Raw genomic sequence first — 19,579 nt, forward strand, 5'->3', positions numbered from 1 at the left:
CCCGAACACGGCCGTTAAGCCCGCCAGGCCCATGATAGTGCCTTTGGCGCGAAAGTCGGTTATCGCCGGAATCTTCCACGAACACCCCCGTGACTCATCCGAGTCATGGGGGTGTTTTTTTGCGCGCGGTGGGAATTCGGGGAGGGTATTAACCACAAAGGCACAAAGGAAGTCAAAAAGAATGAACATTTCTTTCTTGGTCTTCTTTGTGTCTTTGTGCCTTTGTGGTGAGACGCCTTTGATTTGATGAGGTTGCTCAGGCGTTCGTGCCGAGGGTGATGGTGGCGTAGCATTGGCCGGCGTGGAATGCGTCGCGATCTCCATATTCATCGACGGAGGTCTCGGAGATCACGACGACTCGACCATCGGGGCGCTCGAAGATGACGATCCATTCGGAGCCGGGGAGGGTCGCGTCGACGCTACGCAGGGCGATGCCTCCGAGGGCGTCGGCGACTTGGTTGGCTTTGTGATGGTCCATCGTGGGATCCTCCACAATCTGGCGGGCGGTCCGGGGCAACGTCAGCGCGTGGCCTGCCGGCGGTAGAATCCGAGCCAGTCCTTGCCGGTCTCTTTGGTCAGGCCGGCGAAGGCCGCATCGATCTCAGAGGTCTCGGGCGAGCCGACTCGCTCGCGTTCCATGCCCTTCTTGAGGAGTTCCGCGGTCTCTCCCGTCCAACGTCCTGACGACAGGCCGTTGGCGAGCGCGGCGAAATACCAGGGGCGGGCGTCGCCCGGTCGGGTCTCGGCCAGGGTCCGGAACGATTGGGCCGCCTCGGCAAACCGCCGTTGGTTGAAGAGCGCGATGGCCGGAGCGAGGTCGAGGCCGGTCGTCGCTGCGGGGGCGGAGATGGCCCGCTCGATCACCGGGCGCGTCTTTACGGACGCACGGATCGCCTCGAGTTGCGAGCCCAGGGCCTGGACCTGCTTGCCGAGTGTGGCGATGTCATCGAGAGCTTCAGGAGTGGCCTTCTGCGACTCGGCTCGATCGCTCTGGAGCGATCGGATGTCACGTTCGAAACCTCCGACTTTCGCGTCGAGGCCGGCCAGACGGCTGGCGATCGGGGTGGTGGCCGCGACGAGCGTCGCGACCTGGGTCTTGATCGTCTTCATGTCGTCGGCCAGATTCTCGGCGGTCGCGGTGTCGAGCTTCTCCTGGAGCCGATCGACCCTCCCGGCCAAGGCCTCGACGGCCTCTGTCGTGGTCGTCTCGACGACCGGAGCCGGGGCTTCCACCACCTTCTTGGACTCGACCCCGCCCGGTGCCGATGAGGCACCGGGAGGGGTGGTCGACGGGACCTCTGCCGGCAGGTTGGCCGATGGGGTGGCGGTCGGCACGACGGGTGCGGGGGTCGTCTTGTCGAGTTCGAGGTTTAGCAGGAGCACGTTGACCCGGGCAGGGGCGCCGATGATCGCCCCGGAACGGTCGGCCTGGTCGTCGATCAACTTCAGGATCTGGTCGACAGGCACCTTGCGGGCCGAGGCCACGCGGGGAGCCTGGTAGCGGGCGGCCTCGAGGCTGATGTCCGGGTCGAGCCCGGCGCCCGAGGTCGTGACGAGGTCGACCGGCACGCGGTTGGTCTCCGTCTGGCCGACGGCGTTCGAACGCTCCAGGACCTGGCCTTGGGCCGTGGTGACCTCGCCTTCGAGCTTGGCGATGGCGTCGGTGTCGGCCGGTGAGGGTTCCTTGATCTCCTTCTTGGCCTTCAAGTCGGCCTGGAGGCTGTCGAGACGTTCCAACTTCGCCTTGATCTCGGCGTCGCCGGAGTGGGTGGCGACCTGCCTGGCCGCATCGAGCGCGATCCGGTCGTGGAGCGCCGGGTTGGTCGTCGCCAGGTTCGAGCCGCTGGCCGCGTCGGCCGAGTACCCCGAGGCACCGGCCGCCGAGGGGCGGGGCGAGAAGTACTTCTCCGACGCGAACGGCTGAGCGATCAGCCGGGAGCCGATCACCTTGCCGTCGCGCTCGACCAGGCTCCCCGAGGCCTGTGTGGGGAAGAGAGTGTGACCGAGCCCGTAGACCGCGACCGGATAGGCCACGGCGCAAATGGCGAAGCTCACGATACAGGCGAGCACGGCATGGACAGTCTCACGGATCATCGCATCTTATCCTTCCAAAATCGAAAAACGTGTACAAATTGTCAAGAAAAAGCGGGGCGGGAGTGCTCCGCCTACCGGGGGGAGTGCCTCTACTGAACGAGTCGGCAGGCAGGGCACTCCTGCCCCGCATCCGAGGCTCAGAGCTGATCGCAGCCGGCGACGAGTCCGAGGCCGAAACCGAGGAGCGCGATGCCCAGGCCCACCGCAGCGAGGGTTGTCACGGCCTTCCTTTTCATGAGGCCGTGGGATTTCCCCAACCGTTGGGCGATGAGCGTCAGGCCGAGAGCGACCACCGACATCCCGAGGGCGAGCCTGGAGAGGACCAACGCGACGGTCAAAGACGCCTCCAGGGGCCTCTCATGGCCCCGCCATGTCCGTTCTAACACGCCAAACCCAAGGGACCCAGGGAGTCGGGCCGACTTCGAGGGACGCGATCCTCCCTTGAGCAGTTGGCAGGACTCATGCCAAGGCCCGTTGGTGAATCGTAAGTGGCTGTAGGAGAGACGGTTACAGGAAACCGCCTCGATGATGAAGATCCGGGCCGGGCCGGAAGGATCGGGCGAATTGCAAGTCGAGGAGGGCAAGTTGCAATCTGCAACGAAGGATTTCTTAGCCACGGATGAAACACGGATAAATCAGGGGATCGGAGAATTCGTCAACAGATGACGCAGATGGACACAGATTGGGAATTCAATAAATTTTAGTAAGTATTGAATACCTAATTTGTGTCAACTGTTGATTACCATTTTCTTCGTCTTATCCGTGTTCCATCCGTGGCTCAAAAAGTTTCGTCTTCCATCCGAGGCAGATTCTAGCCTGATGTTGGGTCGTTGATGAAAATCTGTTGCGTCAGTAAAACGTCGCGGATTGAGGGATGTCTTGATCGCTTTCCCGGGGTTTGGGGGAGTGTGGCGCCCGTGCGGGATCGGGATGGACAAGGTTCGGAGACTCGGGCCCGTCCTCGTCGCTGAACGCAGGGACCGCCGGCGATCCGGCCCAGCGCGTCCGTGGGGGCACGCGCTCGCCCTTGGCGACGAGGGTGAGCGGGCCGAGTTGGGTGGACTCCCCGATGCTCGAGTCGTAGAGGACCGTCGAGGAGGGGCCGATCGTCACGCGGGGGCCGATGTCGACGATGCCGATCTTCATCACGCGATCTTCGAACAGGTGGGTTTGCGGGCCGCACCAGGCGTTCAACTCGGCTTCGTCGCCGATCCGGACGCAGTCGAATTCGGTCAGGTCGGTGGTGTCGAGGAAGACGCCGTTGCCGACGTGTACGCCGAGCAGCCGGAGTGCCCACGGGAGCATGGGCGAGCCGCGGAGGAGGTTGAGGAAGTTCGGGACGGCCAGCGACTCATAGACGTTGGTCACCGCCTCGCTCAGCCAGACGAACGGCGACCACATCGGCGAGGCCCCCGGCTTGTAGCGGCCGATCAGGCCCCATTTCAGGAGGACGACCAGCAGGAAGGACGAGCCGCCGAACACGCACCCCGACAACGCCAGGGCCGCCCACGTCGCGAGCCAACGCCCGTCTTCGGCGATCGGCATCACTTCGTGGACGATCAAATAGCCGGACGCGGTGATGAACGCCAGGGGGAGCACGATGCGCAAGGCCTCGATGGTCCCTCGGGCCAGGCGGCGCTTCCAGGTGGGCTCGAAGGTGAGGGAGGGGTCGAAGTCGGCCGGGCGTTCGCGGGCGGGCAAGAGCAGCGCGGGGGATCCCATCCACGTCTGGCCCGGCCGCAGGCGATCGTTCTCGGGCGTACGCGTCTGGACGCCGATCAGGACGTCGTTGGGGACGATCGCCCCGTCGGAGACATAGGCGCCGTTCCCGACGAAGGCTCGGGCGCCGATGGTCGTGGGGGTCAGCACCATCCACCCGCCGCGCTGTTCTTCGTCGCCGAGCAGGACGCCGTCGGCGATGAAGGATTGCTCGCCGAGCGTCAGCAGGTTGGGGATCACCCCCGCGGCCGTCGACACCTCGGCGCCTCGCCCGACCTGGGCGCCCATGAGGCGGAGCCAGCACGGGGCGAACACCGAGGCGAACAGGCCGTGGAGTACCCCCAGGCTGGCGTCGTAGACGCGGGAGTGGAGCCACTTGCGGCAGTAGCCGAGCCCGTAGACCGCCGAGAGGCCCGGGCGCTGTCGACCGATCGAGCGTCGCAAGCCCGCGGCCAGGAGGATCGTGGCGGCCACGAGCAGCACGCTGGCCGGGATGGCGAGCAGGAAGTAGAACACGAACGCGAAGGCCGGGCGGGCCCCGACGTGGAAGAGGTCCCAGAGGTTCGCGTCGATCCAGTCGATCAGGATGAAGCTCGGGAAGATCGTCAGGAAGAAGAGCGCGGAGACCGTCAGGCTGCCGGTGATGAAGAACACCAGTTGGGCCATTCGCGCCAGTCTCGAGAACGAAGGGCGCGGCGGGAGCTCTTCGCGGGCACGCTCGACGGGACGAGCGGGGGAGCCTTCCCAGGTGTCGCCGGGAGGGACCTCGACGCCCGAGGCGAGCGCCGACAGGCCTCCGAGACAGGACGACGCGCCCATCGACGTGTGGTCTTCCAGCACGGCGTAGGACTCGATCACCGCGTCTCGGCCGACGTGGATGGGTCCTAGCACGAGCTCTCCCCGTTCGGCGCGGGCGTTCGCGAAGTGGACGCTCATGCCGATACTTGCACCCGACTCGATCGACAGGAGGTCGGGCACCTGCAGGTAGAGCGAGTCGATCTGGACGTCACGGCCGATTCTCGCCCCCAGCGCCCGCAGGTACCAGGGGAGGAGCGGAGTGCCCGTCAGGAGCTCGAGCGGGGGGAGCTCGCACAGCCGGCTCGCGAGCCACCAGCGGAAGTGGGTCCAGCCCCAGAGGGGGTAACGTCCGGCCTTCAGCCGCCCCGCGACGAGCCACTTGCCCGCGATGGCAATGCCGAACGTCAGGACCTCGACCCCGAGGAACGTGGCCAACGAATTGGCCGCCGCGTGGGGGATGCTGTCCCCCTCGTCGCCGGTGAAGAAGTGGTAGGCGAAGAACGGCGCGAGCCAGGCCGCCATGTTCAGGACGACCAGGAAGGGCATCGTCACCGCCTGCGCCAACCCGCATGCCAGACGCCGACGACGCGAGACCGGCGCGTACGGCAACGCGACCGGGCCTCGGTGGCGTTCGCGACGCTGGCGCATCGTCTCCGCGAGCATGCCCAGCGGCCGTTGCCGGTAGACGTCCTGGATGCTCATCTCGGCGTAGTTAGGGTCGGTGCGGAGCTGAGAAACCAGGCGGGCGACGAGCAGGGAATGGCCGCCGAGGTCGTCGAAGAAGTCGGCGTCGGGGCGAATGTCGGTGTTCGGGAGCAGTTCCTCGACCGCGACGAAGAGCGCGGCTTCGTCCGGGTTGCTCGGGGCGCAGGCGTCGGGCCTCGCGGCCTCCGAACGGGAAGAGAGGGGGAGTGTGCCGAGTGCCTTCCGGTCGAGCTTTCCCGAAGCCAGGCAGGGCAGGCTATCCACGACCTCGATCCGGGTCGGCACCATGTACGCGGGGAGCCGCGAGGCCAGGACCCCGCGCAGTTGCGCCGGGCTGGGGATGACCTCGTGGCCCGCGTTCGGGACGACGAATCCCACGAGGGCCTCGTCCGAACCCGAACCCAAGGGGCGGAGCACGACGGCGGCCGCGGCGACGCTGGTCTGCTCGACGAGCACGGCCTCGATCTCGCCGACCTCGACGCGGAACCCGCGGACCTTGACCTGGCCGTCACCCCGGCCGAGGTACGTGATCTGGCCGTCGTCCTCGATCCGGCCGAGGTCGCCCGTCAGATACAGCCGGGCCTCTTCGGGCGTCTCGGCGAACGGGTTGGCGATGAAGCGGTCCGCCGTGAGCTCGGGTCGGCCGACGTAGCCGATCGCGACCCCCGGCCCGCAGACCGCGAGCTCCCCGACCTCGCCCGTCGGCAAGGGCCGACGCGATTCGTCGAGGACCATCATCCCGTAGTTCGGCAGCGGCGCCCCGATCGTCACCGGAAGGCCCGGCTCGAGTCGTGCGAGCGTGGCCGAGACGGTCGTCTCGGTCGGCCCGTAGGTGTTGAAGAGCAACCGCCCCGTCCGAGCGAGGCGCCCGACCAGCGACTCGGGGCACGCCTCGCCGCCGAGGTTGATGAGCCGGACCGTCGGCAGTGGGTCGTCGACGAGCCCCATCAACGTGGGCACCGCGTGCACGACCGTGAGCCGGTGACGGTTCACCGCGCCCGCCAGGAGGTCCGGGTCGGCCACCGACCCGGCGGGGGCCACCCAGAGGGTCGCACCCACGAGGTAAGATATCCAGATTTCTTCGAACGACATGTCGAACGCGGCCGAGAAGCCCTGGTAGACCCGGTCGTCCTCGTCCACGCCCAGGAGTTCGTTCTCGGACCTGAGGAAGTGGCAGATGCTCCGGTGGCTGACCGCGATCCCCTTGGGCTTTCCCGTCGAGCCCGATGTGTAGATCACGTAGGCCGGGTCCGAGGGCCTCGGCCCCGGCGGCAGGCCTGAGGCTTCGGACGTGGATCCTTGCTCCAGGAGGTCTTCCACCGCCCAGACCGGTTGCGTCAGGCCCTCCAGGCGTACCATCCATTCGCGGCACGTCACGAGCCCCCGGGCGTCCGCGGAATCGAGACATGTCTCGACTCGTTCACGCGGCAGGTCGGCGTCGAAGGGGAGCCAGGCGGCGCCACTCTTCGAGATCCCGGCCTGGGCGACCAGGAGGTCCGCCCCTCGGGGCATGAACAGCCCCACGATCCGGCCCGGTCCGGCCCCGTGCCCCCCCAAGGCCCGGGCGAGCCGATCGCTCAGGGCGTCGAGCTCGGCATAGGTGACCGCCCGGTCGCCCCAGAGGATCGCCGGGTGGCCGGGCCTCCGGGCCGCGGTCGTGCGGAGGATGTCGGGAAGACATTCGTCCTTGAACAGATCAGGACGTGCAGCGCCTCTGGAAATCATAGCCGCTTGGCCCATCGATCGTCGCGCGGTCGGCGACATTGAGGTCACTTGCTGCTTCTTCACACGGGGGGGATTCATCGCAGGAAGTCTTCGAGACCGTCGGCAGGCCTCGGAAACTTCGCCCTCGCTAATGGGGGGGCGTTGCAGGTCTGTTACAGTAGGGGGGATATTCGTCCCGGGCAGAACGCCCAGTACGTTCTCGCTTCATCGGGGGGGGCCGGTCTCCATCGTCCCGCGTTGGGGCGGACCTTGCCCCTCGGGAGCCTCGCGTCGGCCGGGGAATGTCACACAGGATCGTCCATCAGGCAAGAGCAGAATCGAAATGCGTCCGACACGGACGACACGAGGGCTCAGAACAGGACAATCACGTCGGAGCCGATGGTGAACTGACTGGCCGACTTGCCGTCGTTGAACGGGTGGAAGCGGTCGGACCAGTCGCCGCGGACTTCGGGACGGAACCAGAGCCAGGGTCGAGGTTTGAAGATCGTGCCGAGCGTCCCTTCGTGGAACGTGGTCGGGAAGCCGGTGCGACTGCCGGTGACGTCCCAGAAGCTCTCGAGCCGGCAGACGCCGGTCCACCTCGTCGACAGGTCGTAGAGGACCCAGCCGCCGAGCCCGAACCACGACGAATTCGCCGGCTGGCGACTCGGGTCGAGCCTTGGCATGCCCGTTTCCACCGCCTCGTCGGCCTCGACGATCGTCGATAGCTTCTCGGTCGCCTGGTGCGTGAGGATCTGCGTGAAGAGGGCGGCGAAGCGGTCAGGGAGCTGATCGCCCGGGGCCTGCGGCCGTGGGGGGGGCATCGGCCCGGGGAGGCGGGGCAGGACCTGGCCCGGGACCGGGGAGACCGGGAAGATGTTCGAGCCGACGTCGATGGAGGCCGTCAGATTGGTGCGGTCGTCCTTCGAATCCCACGAGAACCCGCCGATGTAACCGATCGAGCCGCTCAGGTCGAAGAGCCGGTCGTCCCCGTTGATCGACGTGTTATATAAGCTCACGCCGTTGTACCAGTTGAAGCGGTCGGTCAGGTGCAGGGTCGACTGCACGCCGAGCTGGGCGAACGGGTGGCTGTACGAGAACATGTAGCCGGTCGACAGGAGCGGGCGGCCGGGGGCGATCACGGCCTCGTAGCCGGACAGCGAGTAGAACCTGCCGAACTTCAGGTCCATGCCGCCTTGGGTCAGGACGGGCAGGTGCAGCTCGCCGAAGAACTGCACGGGGTCCCATCCGACCTGATTCGGCAGGTAGCGCCCCTGGATGACCCCGGCGTTTTGCGTCCCCAACCAGCCGTTGCCGAAGAAGTTGTCGAAGCGGAATCCCCAGTCGAGGTAATCCTCCTCCTCGGGTCGGCGCTCGGCCACGAAGTAGATCTGCGGAAAGAGCCAGACGTTGGCCTGGTTGTTGGGGAAGAGGCCGAAGTTCTCCCCGCGCCTCGGGACGTTCGGGTTCCCCGCGATCGAGCCTTCCATCCAGCCGTAGAACTTGGTCCGGGACTCGGCGAGACCGAGCGCGTTCATCAAGAGATACGGGTTGGGGAAGTCTTCGTCCGCCACTTCGAGCTCGTCGTTCGTCTCGTCCTCCTTCGTGGGGGCACCACCCCCGCCAGACCGCTCGGCCCGGGGACGGTCGAGGTCGAATTCCGGTCGCTCGCCCGCGGAAACGGCGCCAGGGCGGCGGATCGCGACCTGCGCGGGGCTTTGTTCCCGACGTGAGGCGCCGGTCGAGCCCCGTGCGGGCATCGATTCGTCATCGTCGTCGTCATCCTCGTCGTCCTCGTCGTCCTCGTCGTCCTCCTCTTCGTCGTCTTTGCCGCTCGATTCGAGGGGCGCGGAGCATCCCGGGCGGCTTTCCACGGCGGGAGCCGCCCCGGCACGGACGGGTTGAGGCGTTTCCCCTTCGGTCCTGCGGACTTCCGGATCCGCGGCCTGGGCCACTCGGGGGACCGAGCCTCTCTCTGATGACGGGGCGATCGCGACCGATCTGACCACGTCGGCCCGTGGCCCGACCCGTGGGTGGGTATTGGAGATCGACGCGCAACCCGCGACAGGCAGTAGGAATACGCCGATCGGGAACCGACCCCGCTTGCCCCAGCATGACCAGATTGGTCCCCTGCGGCAGCCTTCAGGAAACACGACGGTCACCTTGCCTGCTCCTGCACCGACTCGACGGCTTGGGAGGGGGGCCGGCAGTGTACGCTTCCCTCCGCGCCAGGTCGATGGGAGTTATCGCTCCCCGATGAGTGGATGAGTGGCGGAGGATCGAGGCCGAGTTTTACCTGCTCGAAGACACTCCCAGGTCCCTCGCCCGGATGGCGACCCGGGGGCACCGAGTCCGCCGCCGGCATGATGGCGGAGCACTGGAATGAAGACGACGGCCGGATCCTCGAAGAGATTGAACGAGATCGCCATCGCCCTGCGACGCGGGAGATCCAGAATTGAATTTTATAATTCTAAATTAAGTGGTATTAGTGATATTGAGATTTTGGTATTGGTTAGATTTCGACGACGACGTCGAGGTCGCCGGCCTTGCGGATGACGTCCACGCCGACGCCGACGCCGGCGCGGTGGCGGATGAGGCGGAGGTCGACGGTGGCTTCGGCGACGCGGAGGTTGGTGATGCGGAGTTGGGGTAGGAAGGCGGGGAGCCTGGGTTGGTGGAACCAGAGCTGACGCTCGGTCGCGGTGATGCCGAGGCCGAGGCAGGCCTGGAGGAGGAGGAAGACGGACCCGGCCGCCCAGGCTTGGGGTGCGCAGGCGACGGGGTAGGGGATGGGGCCTTCGCCGGCTTCGCGGCCGAATCCGCAGAAGAGCTCGGGCATGCGGTGGAGGTCGAAGGAGGTCGCTGCGGCGAAGAGGCCGGCGAGGACGCGGCGCGGGAGGTCCTTGAGGCCGTATCGGGAGGCCCCGAAGGCGATCATGGCATTGTCGTGGGGCCAGACGGAGCCGTTGTGGTAGGCCATGGGGTTGAAGCGGACCTGGGTCGCGGCGATCGTGCGGATGCCCCAGCCGGAGAAGGACTCGGGGGACATCAAACCCTTCGCCACCCGCGAGGCGCGGTCGGGGGCGGCGATCCCGCCGAAGAGGCAGTGGCCGGCGTTGGAGGAGCGGATGAGGCAGGGGCGCTTGTCGCCGTCGAGGGCCAGGGCGTAGGTCCCCAGGTCGTTGCTCCAGAAGGCCTCTTCGAAGCGGGCGCGGAGGGCCTCGGCCTGGCGCTCGAGCATGGCGGAGCGGTCCGGCTTCCCGAGGGCGGCCGCCAGGGCCGCGCCGGCCCGGCGCGCGGCGTAGACGTAGGATTGGACCTCGCAGAGGGCGATCGGGCCGGTCGCGAAGGAGCCGTCGGCGTGCGAGACGGCGTCGTCGGAGTCCTTCCACCCCTGGTGGATCAGGCCGTCGCCGGCCCGGCGCTCGTATTCGACGAAGCCGTCGCCGTCACGATCGCCATCGCGGTCGATCCAGCCGAGCGCGGCCTCGACGTGCGGCCAGAGGGCTTCGAGGAAGGGTAAATCCGCGGTCCGCTCGTAGTAGGCCCCCGCCAGGAGCACGAAGAGCGGGGTCGCGTCGACACTGCCATAATAGCGCCCAAATGGCATCTCGCCGAGCGTCGCCATCTCGCCGTTCCGCGTCTCGTGGAGGATCTTGCCGGGCTCGGCGTCCTGCTCGGGGATCACCTCGGTCGCCTGGGTCGACGCGAGGTAGGCGAGCACCCCTCGGGCGAGGTCGGGCCGGAGCCAGAGGCATTCGAGTGCGGTGATGATGCCGTCGCGGCCGAACGGGGTGTTGAACCAGGGGACCCCGGCGTAGGGGTAGGGGCCTGTCGGCAGCTCCGAGGTCATCATGGACAGGTCCGACTCGGAGCGGCGAAGCCAGGCGTCGAACCGGCCGTCCGACGCCCGGACTCGTGCCGAGCCTTTGCGGAGGCGGGTGAGGGCGGCGCCGGACGCCTCCTGGGCGGTGTCGAAGTCCGGGGGCTCGGGCGTCTCGTCCCCGCGCCAGCAGGCGACCGCCAGGTCGATCACGAGCTCTTCGTGCGGGCGGATCGACAGGTCGAACCTCGCCCGGTCGTGGTGCAAGTCCGCCGGATTTGGTGAGAAGCGCAGCAGGGTCCTCCGACGTTCCCCGTCTAGGCCGACGTAGCCGAGCACGACGCGGCCCGGCTCGACCTCCGGGGGGAGGTTGCGGCCCCTGGCCTTGCGGGTCATCCCCCGGACCTCGAAGATGTCGGCGAAGTCGGCCCGGAACCGGAGCCCGACCGCGACGTCGAAGCGGTCGAGGCCGTGGTTCTTCGCCCGGATCCGGACGTGGCAGGCCCCTTGCCAGAGCCTCGTGCGAACCGCCAGATGGAGCGTCCCGAGCGGCACGTCGACCCGGCCGTCGTGGGAGCGGTCCGGATTCGTCAGGGAGACCGAGAGCAGGTCGTTGCGGTCGCGGACGGTCGAGCCGAGGAAGAACGGCGGCCGGCCGTCGAGCTCGAGGACCAGGAGCGAGAGGTACCGCGTCCCCTCGTGGTACAGCCCCTCTTCTCCCAGGCCCCCGGCCTTGATCTGGCCGAGGTGGTCGAACACGGCGAACGTGTCGCCGTGCTTGAGGACGCGGGTGCGGTCGTCGGTCAGGCTCGAGGCGGCGAGCACGTGGTGCGGGTCGCCTCCGGTCGTCGGGGTGGAGCTCATCGCGGGGTCCCTCCAGGGGGCAACGCGGGGTCGGGAGGCGACGCGCCGGCTCCGACGGGGCCGAACAGGGAACGTCGGCGTCGGATCGCGCCGGCGATCGGGCGTCGGGCCTCGTGGTGCTCGTCTTCGCGCGAGACGGATGGGGCCTCGCCCTCGACGAGCCGGCGGTAGACCGCCTCGTAGTCGCGGGCCATCCGGTCGGCGCCGAATCTTTGGGCGAAGGACTGGCGGCAAGTGTTGCGGTCGAGCGTCGGGACGCGGCGGACGGCCTCCACGGCCCCCGCGACGTCGTCGACGACGAAGCCGGTCACGCCGTCGACCATGACCTCGGGGACGGAGCCTCGGCGGAAGGCAATGACGGGCGTGCCGCAGGCCATCGCTTCGATCATGACGAGGCCGAACGGCTCGGCCCAATCGATCGGGAAGAGGAGCGCGAGGGCGTCGCCGAGGAACGCATCCTTCGCCTCTCCGCCGACCTCGCCGACGAACTCGACCCAGGGGGATGTCCGCAAGAGGGGGACGATTTCGCGCTCGTAATAGGGTCGCTCCTCGGGGTAGATCTTGGCGGCCACGCGGAGCTTCAAGTCGGCTTGCCGCGAGATCTCGATAGCCTTCTCGAGCCCCTTCTCGGGAGAGACCCGCCCGAGGAAGGCGAGGTAGGTCCCCGGGGCTTTGCGAGGGCGGTGCAGGTCGAGGGGCAGGCCGTGGTGGACGGTCGCCCGCCAGTTCGCCCGGGGGATCGGCCGGCGCTGGTCGTCCGAGATCGACACGATCGGGACGTCGGGATAGGCGTCGAAGAACGCCTCCTGGTCGAAGGGGGACAACCGGCCGTGGAGGGTTGTCACAGTGGGGCAGGGGAGCCGCCCGACGACCGGGAAATGGACGTAGTCGAGGTGGAAGTGGATCAGGTCGAATTGATCCGCCTCCCTTGTGACCATCTCGACGAGCCCGACGTGGTGCGGGAGCGTCTCCCGGCACTCGGGCTCCTCCCAGAGCGCCCGGGGAGATCCCGGGATCAATCGGGCTGCTGTGCGAGAGTCTCCGCTGGCGAACAGGGTGACCTCGTGTCCTTGGCGTACCAATTCTTCGGTCAAGTACGAGACGACACGCTCCGTCCCGCCGTACAGCCTCGGCGGGACGCTCTCGAAGAGCGGCGCGACCTGCGCGATCCGCATCGTTGGGAAAGCCTCGGTTTGGGTGGGAAGGGGAGAAGGGAATCGCCACAGGCCTCGCTCAACTGGCCCGGCGGTTGTTCACCTTGATCCGGGGGAGCCCTCGGCGGTCCTTCTCGAAGTAGCAGATCTCGATGAGGGTCGGCCAGAGCTCGATCGAGCCCTTGATGATGGTCACGACGTCGTCCACGATCCGCAGGAGGTTCTGGTGGAAGAAGTCGGGCTCGAAGGCGTAGAAGGCCTTTTGGAGGTTCGCCGCGAACAGCCGGAGGGCGTCCTTGCGTTCGGGGCGTGAGGCGCGCTCGGCCGCCTGCATCGCCCGGGTGTACATCGCCGCTACCTTGTCGAGCACGGCGAGGGCGTCGTCGGCCGTGACCTCGCCGTCGTAGTCGAAGGCGATGCCCAGGTCGTCGACGCGGGTGACGGTGTCCTTGATCTTCCGCTTGAGCAGGTTCGACACCTCCTCGTTGAAGATCTCGGCGGCCACGGGGTTCCGCATGTAGTTGGACCGCGTGTGGTTCTGCGCCGAGTCGACGTGGGCCGCGGCGACGCCGTCCTGCTGGATCCAGATCCGGTAGATGTAGTCCTCGAACCGGAGGCGGGTCGGGAAGAACGGGGGGAGGCCGAAGGTGTTGTCGTAGCCCGCCACGCCGCAGTCCATCCGCCAGTTCTTGTTGGTCAGGGCCGGCCGGAAGTTGACCAGGACGTAGAGCTCGTTCAGGCCGTCGGGGTCGACCTGGGCCTCGTCCTCGAGGAAGAGGTCGGCGAAGTCCATCGCGTCGATGTCGTTCGTCCCGGAGCGGAACGTCTGGGCCATCTTCACCACCGAGGAGCTCGGCACCGGCCCTCGCTCCAAGACCAGCGAGTTCTCCCTCGCCAAGCCCATCGACACGTTGGTCTCCAACTCCATCGCGGTGTCGACGAGGACCTCGCCCGTCTCGTAGTTGTCCGGCACTTCGCCCGCCCGCTTCCCGAGGACGTCGAGGAACGACCCGATGATGTCGAACGACTTCCGCCCGTACCCGGCCTCCCCGGTCCGGTGCAGCCGGCCCCGGCTCACCTCCCCCTGGCCGAGCGACTCGAGGCTGTGTTCCATCAAGGCATAAGGGCGCATGTCGTCATCCGACGAGATCATCAACCCGCCCAGGGTGTGCATCAGCGTGTGGTTCCGGTTCCCCCCGTAGCTGGGCCGGAACAGGTTCTTGACCAGGCCGTCGAGCCGCTTGTCGCGGAGCCGTCGGCTCAGGAAACCGATGAACTCTTCTTTCTCCTTCGGGCCGACGTAGTAGAGCTCCCCGTGGGTGCTCGTCTGCTCCAGCAGCGCGAAGTACTTCTCCTGGGCGACCGGGCTGGAGTCGTCGCACACGATCAGCGTCGGCGAGTGGCCGTTCCGCCAGAAGTGCTCGTCGTAAGTCTCGACCGCCTCGCCGACGTCCCTGAGCCGGTACGTCGGGATGATGAAGTAGAGGTCGTCCGCGTGCATCACCGCTCCTTGTAGAATCCGCCGATCGAGACCCGCCCTCCCCAAAAGCAAGGGATGTGCCCGATCGCGTGAGTGGCCACAATTCGTGGTGGCAGAAACAGTTATGTCGTCGAGCCTGGCGTGGCTACGGCCCTCGTATCGTGCAGGCCGCACGATTCAGGATGCCGATTGCAAGAGTCGGCAGGGTTTGCGGCGTTTGGGCCGTGGATGGGGGATTTTTTTGGCCACGGATTGAACACGGATGGAACACGGATAATCGAACGAATAAGAAAATAGGAGGAGTGTTCGATCAGGGATATTAGCCGTATTTCATCCGATGCGTCTGGCGAAGCCCGGTAGAGCGCAGGCCAGCCAGGGTTGGATCTCGGTGAACTCCTCGTTCTTTTGTGATCAGGACGTCAACGACGATCCCCGATCTCAAGCTCCAGCCGGTAGCCTGACGGGTACCGATCCCACCAGTGAATACACCAGGGGCCGATTGGTACGATTCGGGTGGCTTCGATGGTCAATCCGTTCGCGATGTGTTCCTGGATGTTGCGCCGGAAGCCCTCTTCCGACTCGCAAAAATGGTGCTCCTCCCAGGAGTACCGCTTCGTGGCGAGAAACCCCTCTTCCAAGTCCGGGCCCAGCCATTCGGCCGAGATCATCCGATAGAGGGCTGCCCCGGTCGGCGAGAACTCGATCTCTCCCCAACGACTTTCGGGAGATGCCAGTGATGACACAAAATGGCCCGGATGGTCCGGGTCTTCGAGAACGCAAGAACCTTCCGGACGAAGCTCGGCTGTCTTGGGGAGGGCCAGGAGCGCCGGGTCGTTTCGCAGCAAGTGATGGATCTCGTCGAGCACGTGCTGGTCCAAGGCCCTCAACCAACCGTGGCGGAGGCAGGCATCCAACCCGTTCCGGACCGCTTCCTCCGAGATCGTGCCGTCGGGCCCGAGGATGCACATCTGATTCGAGATCGTGCCGCCGAAGCCCAGGAGGCACTCCCTCAACCCGCGCCTCTTGACAGCATGCAAACTACGGGGGCCATCTTCCATGGCCTGCAAGAGGATCCACTCTGTGAACGTGACGTTGTGACAGTCGAGAATATATTGCAGCCGTTGGGGATCCTCCTCGGGGGGAGAGGATGCGAAGTAACAAGACTCGCTCTCGATCCCGAGCTTCTCCGTCGAGTTATGCTCCTCGATCTCGATGCGGTAGCCCTCGGGAAAACGTCGCCACCACTGGGCGCGCCACGGGCCAGTGGGGAAAGGACCGGTGACGGAGATCACGTCGGGATTATTGCGAGCGCTTTCGATTTCAGCGACGGCCTTCGCTCGGGTTGGCAGGTAGCGGGTTGATTTGGCTCGGACAATCCCGCTGCCACTCGAGGGTGTCCGAGGGGAGTCGCCCCGACGCGGTTCTGCGATCTGTTGCCATAACGCCGCACCGGCGTCGGTGAAGGCGACGGCACCGACCGGGGGCAACCCGTAGATCGGGCCGAGAACCCGGCGTTCGCGGAGCTCATCGACGATCTTGGCGAGGGCCGGCTCGTCGATGACTTGCAACCAACCCTTGTTCAGACAAGCGGTCAGTGCGGCCCGGCATTGGGCCCGGGTGCTCTTGCCGCCGATGCTGTAGACATCGAGCGAGGCCCAGCGATCGATTCCCCCCCAGGTGGGCTCGTCGACTGGGCCATGGACATCGTCCGGCGGGGCATCTATGCCGTAGCAGGCGACATGGAGCAGCGAGGCTTCGGGAGGCGTGACGCCGAACTCGGCGAAGATACCGGCGGTGTGGCGGTTACGGCGAGCCCGGGATTCAGACCGGGAGCGTTCAGGATTGTCCAAGGGAGGGGAGTGAGCCAGGTGGCGCCGATCTTCGATCCCCCGCCGCATGAACACTCATGCCGCGTTGAGGCTCGGGATCGCGCGGCTCACGTGACTGGAGGATACTCCATGTCGCTCGAGATGCACAAGAAATCTGAGACTTCTCGCTGTCTCGCTGATCCCCACCGAGGCTTTGCCGGAAGAAGGCTTCACCACAAAGGCACATAAGGACACAAAGAGGAGGAGCCAGGGAGAATCTATCCTCTTCGGACCTCCTTCGATGGTTCTTTGTGCCTTTGTGGTGAAATCCTCGCGCGGTACGAGTCTGTTGGAGATCCGCGAGGAGTGTCGATGTCTCGCCTCGCATTCGCGTCGGCGACCATGTCGGACCGAAGCCGGCGTGGTTTAGTGATATAAGTTGTCTTCAGCATTTATCGCTACTGGCGATCCGAGAGCCATTTCCTCCCGTCGCGGCCTTCTCGACGTTCGCGATGATCCTCATGAGCATGCCGGCGAGGAGTTCGCGCTCGGCCTCGTCGAAGCCGGACAGGGCTTCTTCGGCGGCCTGGGAACGCAAGGCCGTTAATTCGGGGAGCTTCGCGAGGGCTGCGGCCGTCAGGCGGATCAGGCTGCTGCGGCGGTCGCCCGGGTCGGGCTCGCGCACGATCAAGCCGTCGCGCTCCATCCTCGAGAGCGTCGCCGCCATCGTCGGCTGCTCCACCACCGCGAGCTTCGCCAGCTCCGTCTGGGAGAGGGTCGAGCCGTCCTGGAGCGCCGCGAAGATTGGGAGGTGGGCTCCGGTGAGGCCGAGCGTCTTCAGACGCGCATCTCCCACGCGGGTGAGCAGCCGCGCCGTGCGGCCGATCAGGTGCTCGGCGCTCTTCTTCGGGACCCAGGCCATGTCGGGGATTATCCCAGACTTGACCTTGGTCCGCAAGTGCATAGCATGCTATACATCTGGAAAATCGACCCGAGGCCGTTCCATGGAGGATCCGAAATGGAGAGAGTCCCTCGCATCGCGATCGTAGGCGGAGGCCCTGGCGGGCTGACGCTTGCCCGGATCTTGCACACCAGGGGCGTGGCGGCGACCGTCTTCGAGCGGGACGTCACGCCGGACCATCGGGCGCAAGGGGGATCGTTGGACTTCCACGCCGACACCGGCCAGCACGCCTTGCGGCTGGCGGGGTTGGAGCAGGAATTCCTGAGCATTGCGCGATATGAGGACCAGGGGACTCGCCTCTTCGACCGGGACGGGGTCCTGCATTTCGAGGAGGAGGGGGAGGCGGCCGACTTCGATCGGCCCGAGGTCGACCGTGCCGCGTTGCGCCGGATCCTGCTCGATTCCCTCCCGCCCGGTGTTGTGCGTTGGGGGCATCGGCTGCTGGAGATTGGGCCACGCGACGACGGGGGTTGGGATCTACGCTTCGAGGAAGGCCATGTCGAGTCCTTCGACCTGGTGGTCGGGGCCGACGGGACGCGCTCGCGAGTCCGTCCGGTGCTTTCAGACGCGGTGCCGGCCTATTCCGGTGTCACGTTCGTGTCGTTGGGGTTCGACGACGTGGACGAGCGGCATCCCGAGGTCGCCCGACTGGTCGGCCACGGGATGGTGTTCGCCATGGGGGAGAACCGGGGACTCATTGCTCATCGCGACGCGAATGCTCACGTTGGCGTCTACGTCGCGCTGCGAGTCCCGGAAGGGTGGGCGACCTCCGGAGTCATCGACGCGGGCTATCCCGACGAGGCGAGGAACACGCTGGCCGGGTATTTCCAGGGGTGGTCCCCGAGGCTTCTCCCGTTGATCCGCGAGTCCCGCGGTGGGATGACGTTCCTGCCCCTCTATGCGTTGCCCGTGGGCCATCGCTGGGAGAACCGCCCGGGCGTCACGCTCCTCGGCGATGCCGCCCATGTCATGTCGCCCTTCTCCGGGGAGGGGGTGAACCTGGCCATGATCGACGCGGCGGACCTGGCGGTTGCCCTCACCGTCGCCGAGGATTGGCAGGCGGCGATCCGGGGCTACGAAGAGACGATGTTCGCCCGAGCCGAGGTCGCCGCCGCAGGGGCCGCCGAGGCGATCGAATCCGCGTTCTCAGATGATGGATTCGCCCAACTGTTGCGCCACATGCAAGAACGTCAAATCAGGTAAGAGGCTTGCTTCTATCCGAGATTCAGCGATTCTGAGAATCTTCGTTCAGCGTCTGCTATGCGTTCGCGTCAACCATTCGAGATCTTCTTGCCAGCGTGCCACGGCATCATACATACTTTGCTTGTAGCGGTGGAACCGAACCAACCAAGCGAGGTGGTTGATAACGTTTTGAAGTCCGAGTTTGTCAACACCGTGTTGCAGAGCGAGCCGACGATGGGTCCGGATTGTCCCTTTTTTGACCGAATAGCCGAGTTTCATTAGCTCGGATTCCACCCTCAAATTCGAATTATTGAATTCGCTCGTTTCCGGAGGCGAAACTCTTGGTAAATCAGGATATTTGATTGAATATTTGACACTCGTGAACGGAGGAGAGTCGTTAAGGACAGGTGAAGCCGAACCAGATGTGGGTTGGCCTTTTGGGGTTTCTCGGATCTCGGGAGGCCGAGAAGCCGGAATTGGTGGGACAGCCGATCCGCTTCTGGCCGAGATCTGGGCTCGGGCATCTGCGGTAAGAGATATTTCTTGAGAGGGAGCAGATACCTCGGTCGATTTGATTGAGTCAGAAGCTGACTGCGAAGGAGCCCCTCGAGGAACAGACTTTGGGTTGATTACTATAGGCATCAGATCTAGGGATGTTGGGGCAGGGGCCTTCGACGGTGAAGATGCTGAGGGCTGAAGTGAAACTCTCGCGGTTGGGATTGAAGACTCAAGGTGTTGGTGGTTCCGCCCTTTCTTGGCCAGATCGTCGACGAATCGAAGGCCCTCATGCGTGCGTCGAATCTCCGAAGTTGATGAGGGCCACATCGAGGATTCACCGAATAACAGGACGCTCAGAAACTCCTCTTGAGAGAAAAATCTTATATAAGGCACAGTCGCGGCTTGCTCGAGATACTCATAGTCGAACTGATCCGAACCGATTACCACCCATTCCAGATCACCCCAGTCGATCCCTTCGCAATCAGAGATGGCCTTCAACTTGACCGCGAGCCGATCGAGATCCGCCTCGCGAAAAGGACCATTACCCGTGAATCCAATCACCTTGCCCTCAATGGATCCGAGAAAAAATATCTCTTGTACATGTTTCGAGATCGATTCGGCAAAGTCCGCGGTGGCGGGTAGAATCGCTTCCTCTATGCTGAAACCTATGTTCCGCACATCCGCCCTTCATTTTCTCTGAATTTCTTTCGCCTGTACTCGCGATCGGTGCACTCAACGAAGACTCGCCGTGCCAGCCTTCGGCGGGCGCTGTCCCTATGGACCGTGGCT

The 19,579-nt window shown here is 65.5% G+C and carries 12 protein-coding genes and 1 pseudogene; 2 read left to right on the plus strand and 11 right to left on the minus strand.

The window, feature by feature from the left end:
• The 4 genes and pseudogenes from ACYOEI_RS40345 to ACYOEI_RS40360 all read right to left on the minus strand — a co-directional run.
• Positions 1 to 330 (minus strand): hypothetical protein (locus tag ACYOEI_RS40345; protein ID WP_462856318.1); only part of this gene is annotated, 330 nt, incomplete at its 3' end.
• A complete protein-coding gene (locus tag ACYOEI_RS40350; RefSeq protein WP_462856319.1) occupies positions 257 to 478 on the minus strand; it encodes a hypothetical protein in 222 nt (73 codons plus the stop codon). The genes ACYOEI_RS40345 and ACYOEI_RS40350, both read right to left, overlap by 74 nt.
• Before the next feature lie 899 nt (positions 479 to 1,377).
• Positions 1,378 to 2,094, minus strand: a pseudogene (locus ACYOEI_RS40355) (potassium-transporting ATPase subunit C); the annotation flags it as partial.
• A gap of 137 nt (positions 2,095 to 2,231) precedes the next feature.
• Complete coding sequence (locus ACYOEI_RS40360; protein WP_462856321.1) at positions 2,232 to 2,432, minus strand: hypothetical protein; 201 nt, start codon at positions 2,430 to 2,432, stop codon at positions 2,232 to 2,234.
• 187 nt (positions 2,433 to 2,619) lie between these two features.
• Here ACYOEI_RS40360 and ACYOEI_RS40365 point away from each other — a divergent pair, with 187 nt between their 5' ends.
• The gene (locus ACYOEI_RS40365; RefSeq protein WP_462856323.1) at positions 2,620 to 2,760 is read left to right on the plus strand and encodes a hypothetical protein; all 141 of its coding nucleotides are present in this window, start codon (positions 2,620 to 2,622) and stop codon (positions 2,758 to 2,760) included.
• Between the two features lie 183 nt (positions 2,761 to 2,943).
• On the opposite strand, the gene ACYOEI_RS40370 is transcribed toward ACYOEI_RS40365, so the two are convergent.
• The 7 genes from ACYOEI_RS40370 to ACYOEI_RS40400 form a co-directional block, all read right to left on the minus strand.
• Positions 2,944 to 7,041, minus strand: coding sequence for a Pls/PosA family non-ribosomal peptide synthetase (locus ACYOEI_RS40370; RefSeq protein ID WP_462856324.1), 4,098 nt, complete (start codon positions 7,039 to 7,041; stop codon positions 2,944 to 2,946).
• A gap of 350 nt (positions 7,042 to 7,391) precedes the next feature.
• Positions 7,392 to 8,975, minus strand: coding sequence for an outer membrane beta-barrel protein (locus ACYOEI_RS40375; RefSeq protein ID WP_462856325.1), 1,584 nt, complete (start codon positions 8,973 to 8,975; stop codon positions 7,392 to 7,394).
• Between the two features lie 557 nt (positions 8,976 to 9,532).
• Complete coding sequence (locus tag ACYOEI_RS40380) at positions 9,533 to 11,707, minus strand: amylo-alpha-1,6-glucosidase (RefSeq protein WP_462856326.1); 2,175 nt, start codon at positions 11,705 to 11,707, stop codon at positions 9,533 to 9,535.
• Positions 11,704 to 12,882, minus strand: coding sequence for a glycosyltransferase family 4 protein (locus ACYOEI_RS40385; RefSeq protein WP_462856328.1), 1,179 nt, complete (start codon positions 12,880 to 12,882; stop codon positions 11,704 to 11,706). The genes ACYOEI_RS40380 and ACYOEI_RS40385 overlap by 4 nt, the downstream gene beginning before the upstream one ends.
• 58 nt (positions 12,883 to 12,940) lie before the next feature.
• Positions 12,941 to 14,362, minus strand: a complete 1,422-nt coding sequence (locus tag ACYOEI_RS40390) for a hypothetical protein (RefSeq protein WP_462856329.1) — start codon at positions 14,360 to 14,362, stop codon at positions 12,941 to 12,943.
• A 398-nt stretch (positions 14,363 to 14,760) separates the two neighbouring features.
• On the minus strand, positions 14,761 to 16,239 hold the full coding sequence (locus ACYOEI_RS40395; RefSeq protein WP_462856330.1) for a hypothetical protein: 1,479 nt from the start codon (positions 16,237 to 16,239) through the stop codon (positions 14,761 to 14,763).
• A 355-nt stretch (positions 16,240 to 16,594) separates the two neighbouring features.
• Positions 16,595 to 17,071, minus strand: coding sequence for a MarR family winged helix-turn-helix transcriptional regulator (locus ACYOEI_RS40400; RefSeq protein ID WP_462856331.1), 477 nt, complete (start codon positions 17,069 to 17,071; stop codon positions 16,595 to 16,597).
• A 96-nt stretch (positions 17,072 to 17,167) separates the two neighbouring features.
• On the opposite strand from ACYOEI_RS40400, the gene ACYOEI_RS40405 reads away from it, so the two are divergent.
• Entirely contained in the window at positions 17,168 to 18,313 is a 1,146-nt protein-coding gene (locus ACYOEI_RS40405; protein ID WP_462856332.1) for an FAD-dependent oxidoreductase, read from the plus strand.
• Positions 18,314 to 19,579 lie beyond the last annotated feature (1,266 nt).

This window comes from Singulisphaera rosea (genome assembly GCF_054877945.1).

Coding starts and splice junctions, on each gene's coding strand:
- ACYOEI_RS40350 (WP_462856319.1), bottom strand. CDS start 478: ATGGACCATCACAAAGCCAACCAAGTCGCCGACGCCCTCGGAGGCATC.
- ACYOEI_RS40365 (WP_462856323.1), top strand. CDS start 2,620: ATGATGAAGATCCGGGCCGGGCCGGAAGGATCGGGCGAATTGCAAGTC.
- ACYOEI_RS40370 (WP_462856324.1), bottom strand. CDS start 7,041: ATGATTTCCAGAGGCGCTGCACGTCCTGATCTGTTCAAGGACGAATGT.
- ACYOEI_RS40380 (WP_462856326.1), bottom strand. CDS start 11,707: ATGAGCTCCACCCCGACGACCGGAGGCGACCCGCACCACGTGCTCGCC.
- ACYOEI_RS40385 (WP_462856328.1), bottom strand. CDS start 12,882: ATGCGGATCGCGCAGGTCGCGCCGCTCTTCGAGAGCGTCCCGCCGAGG.
- ACYOEI_RS40390 (WP_462856329.1), bottom strand. CDS start 14,362: ATGCACGCGGACGACCTCTACTTCATCATCCCGACGTACCGGCTCAGG.
- ACYOEI_RS40395 (WP_462856330.1), bottom strand. CDS start 16,239: ATGCGGCGGGGGATCGAAGATCGGCGCCACCTGGCTCACTCCCCTCCC.
- ACYOEI_RS40400 (WP_462856331.1), bottom strand. CDS start 17,071: ATGGCCTGGGTCCCGAAGAAGAGCGCCGAGCACCTGATCGGCCGCACG.
- ACYOEI_RS40405 (WP_462856332.1), top strand. CDS start 17,168: ATGGAGAGAGTCCCTCGCATCGCGATCGTAGGCGGAGGCCCTGGCGGG.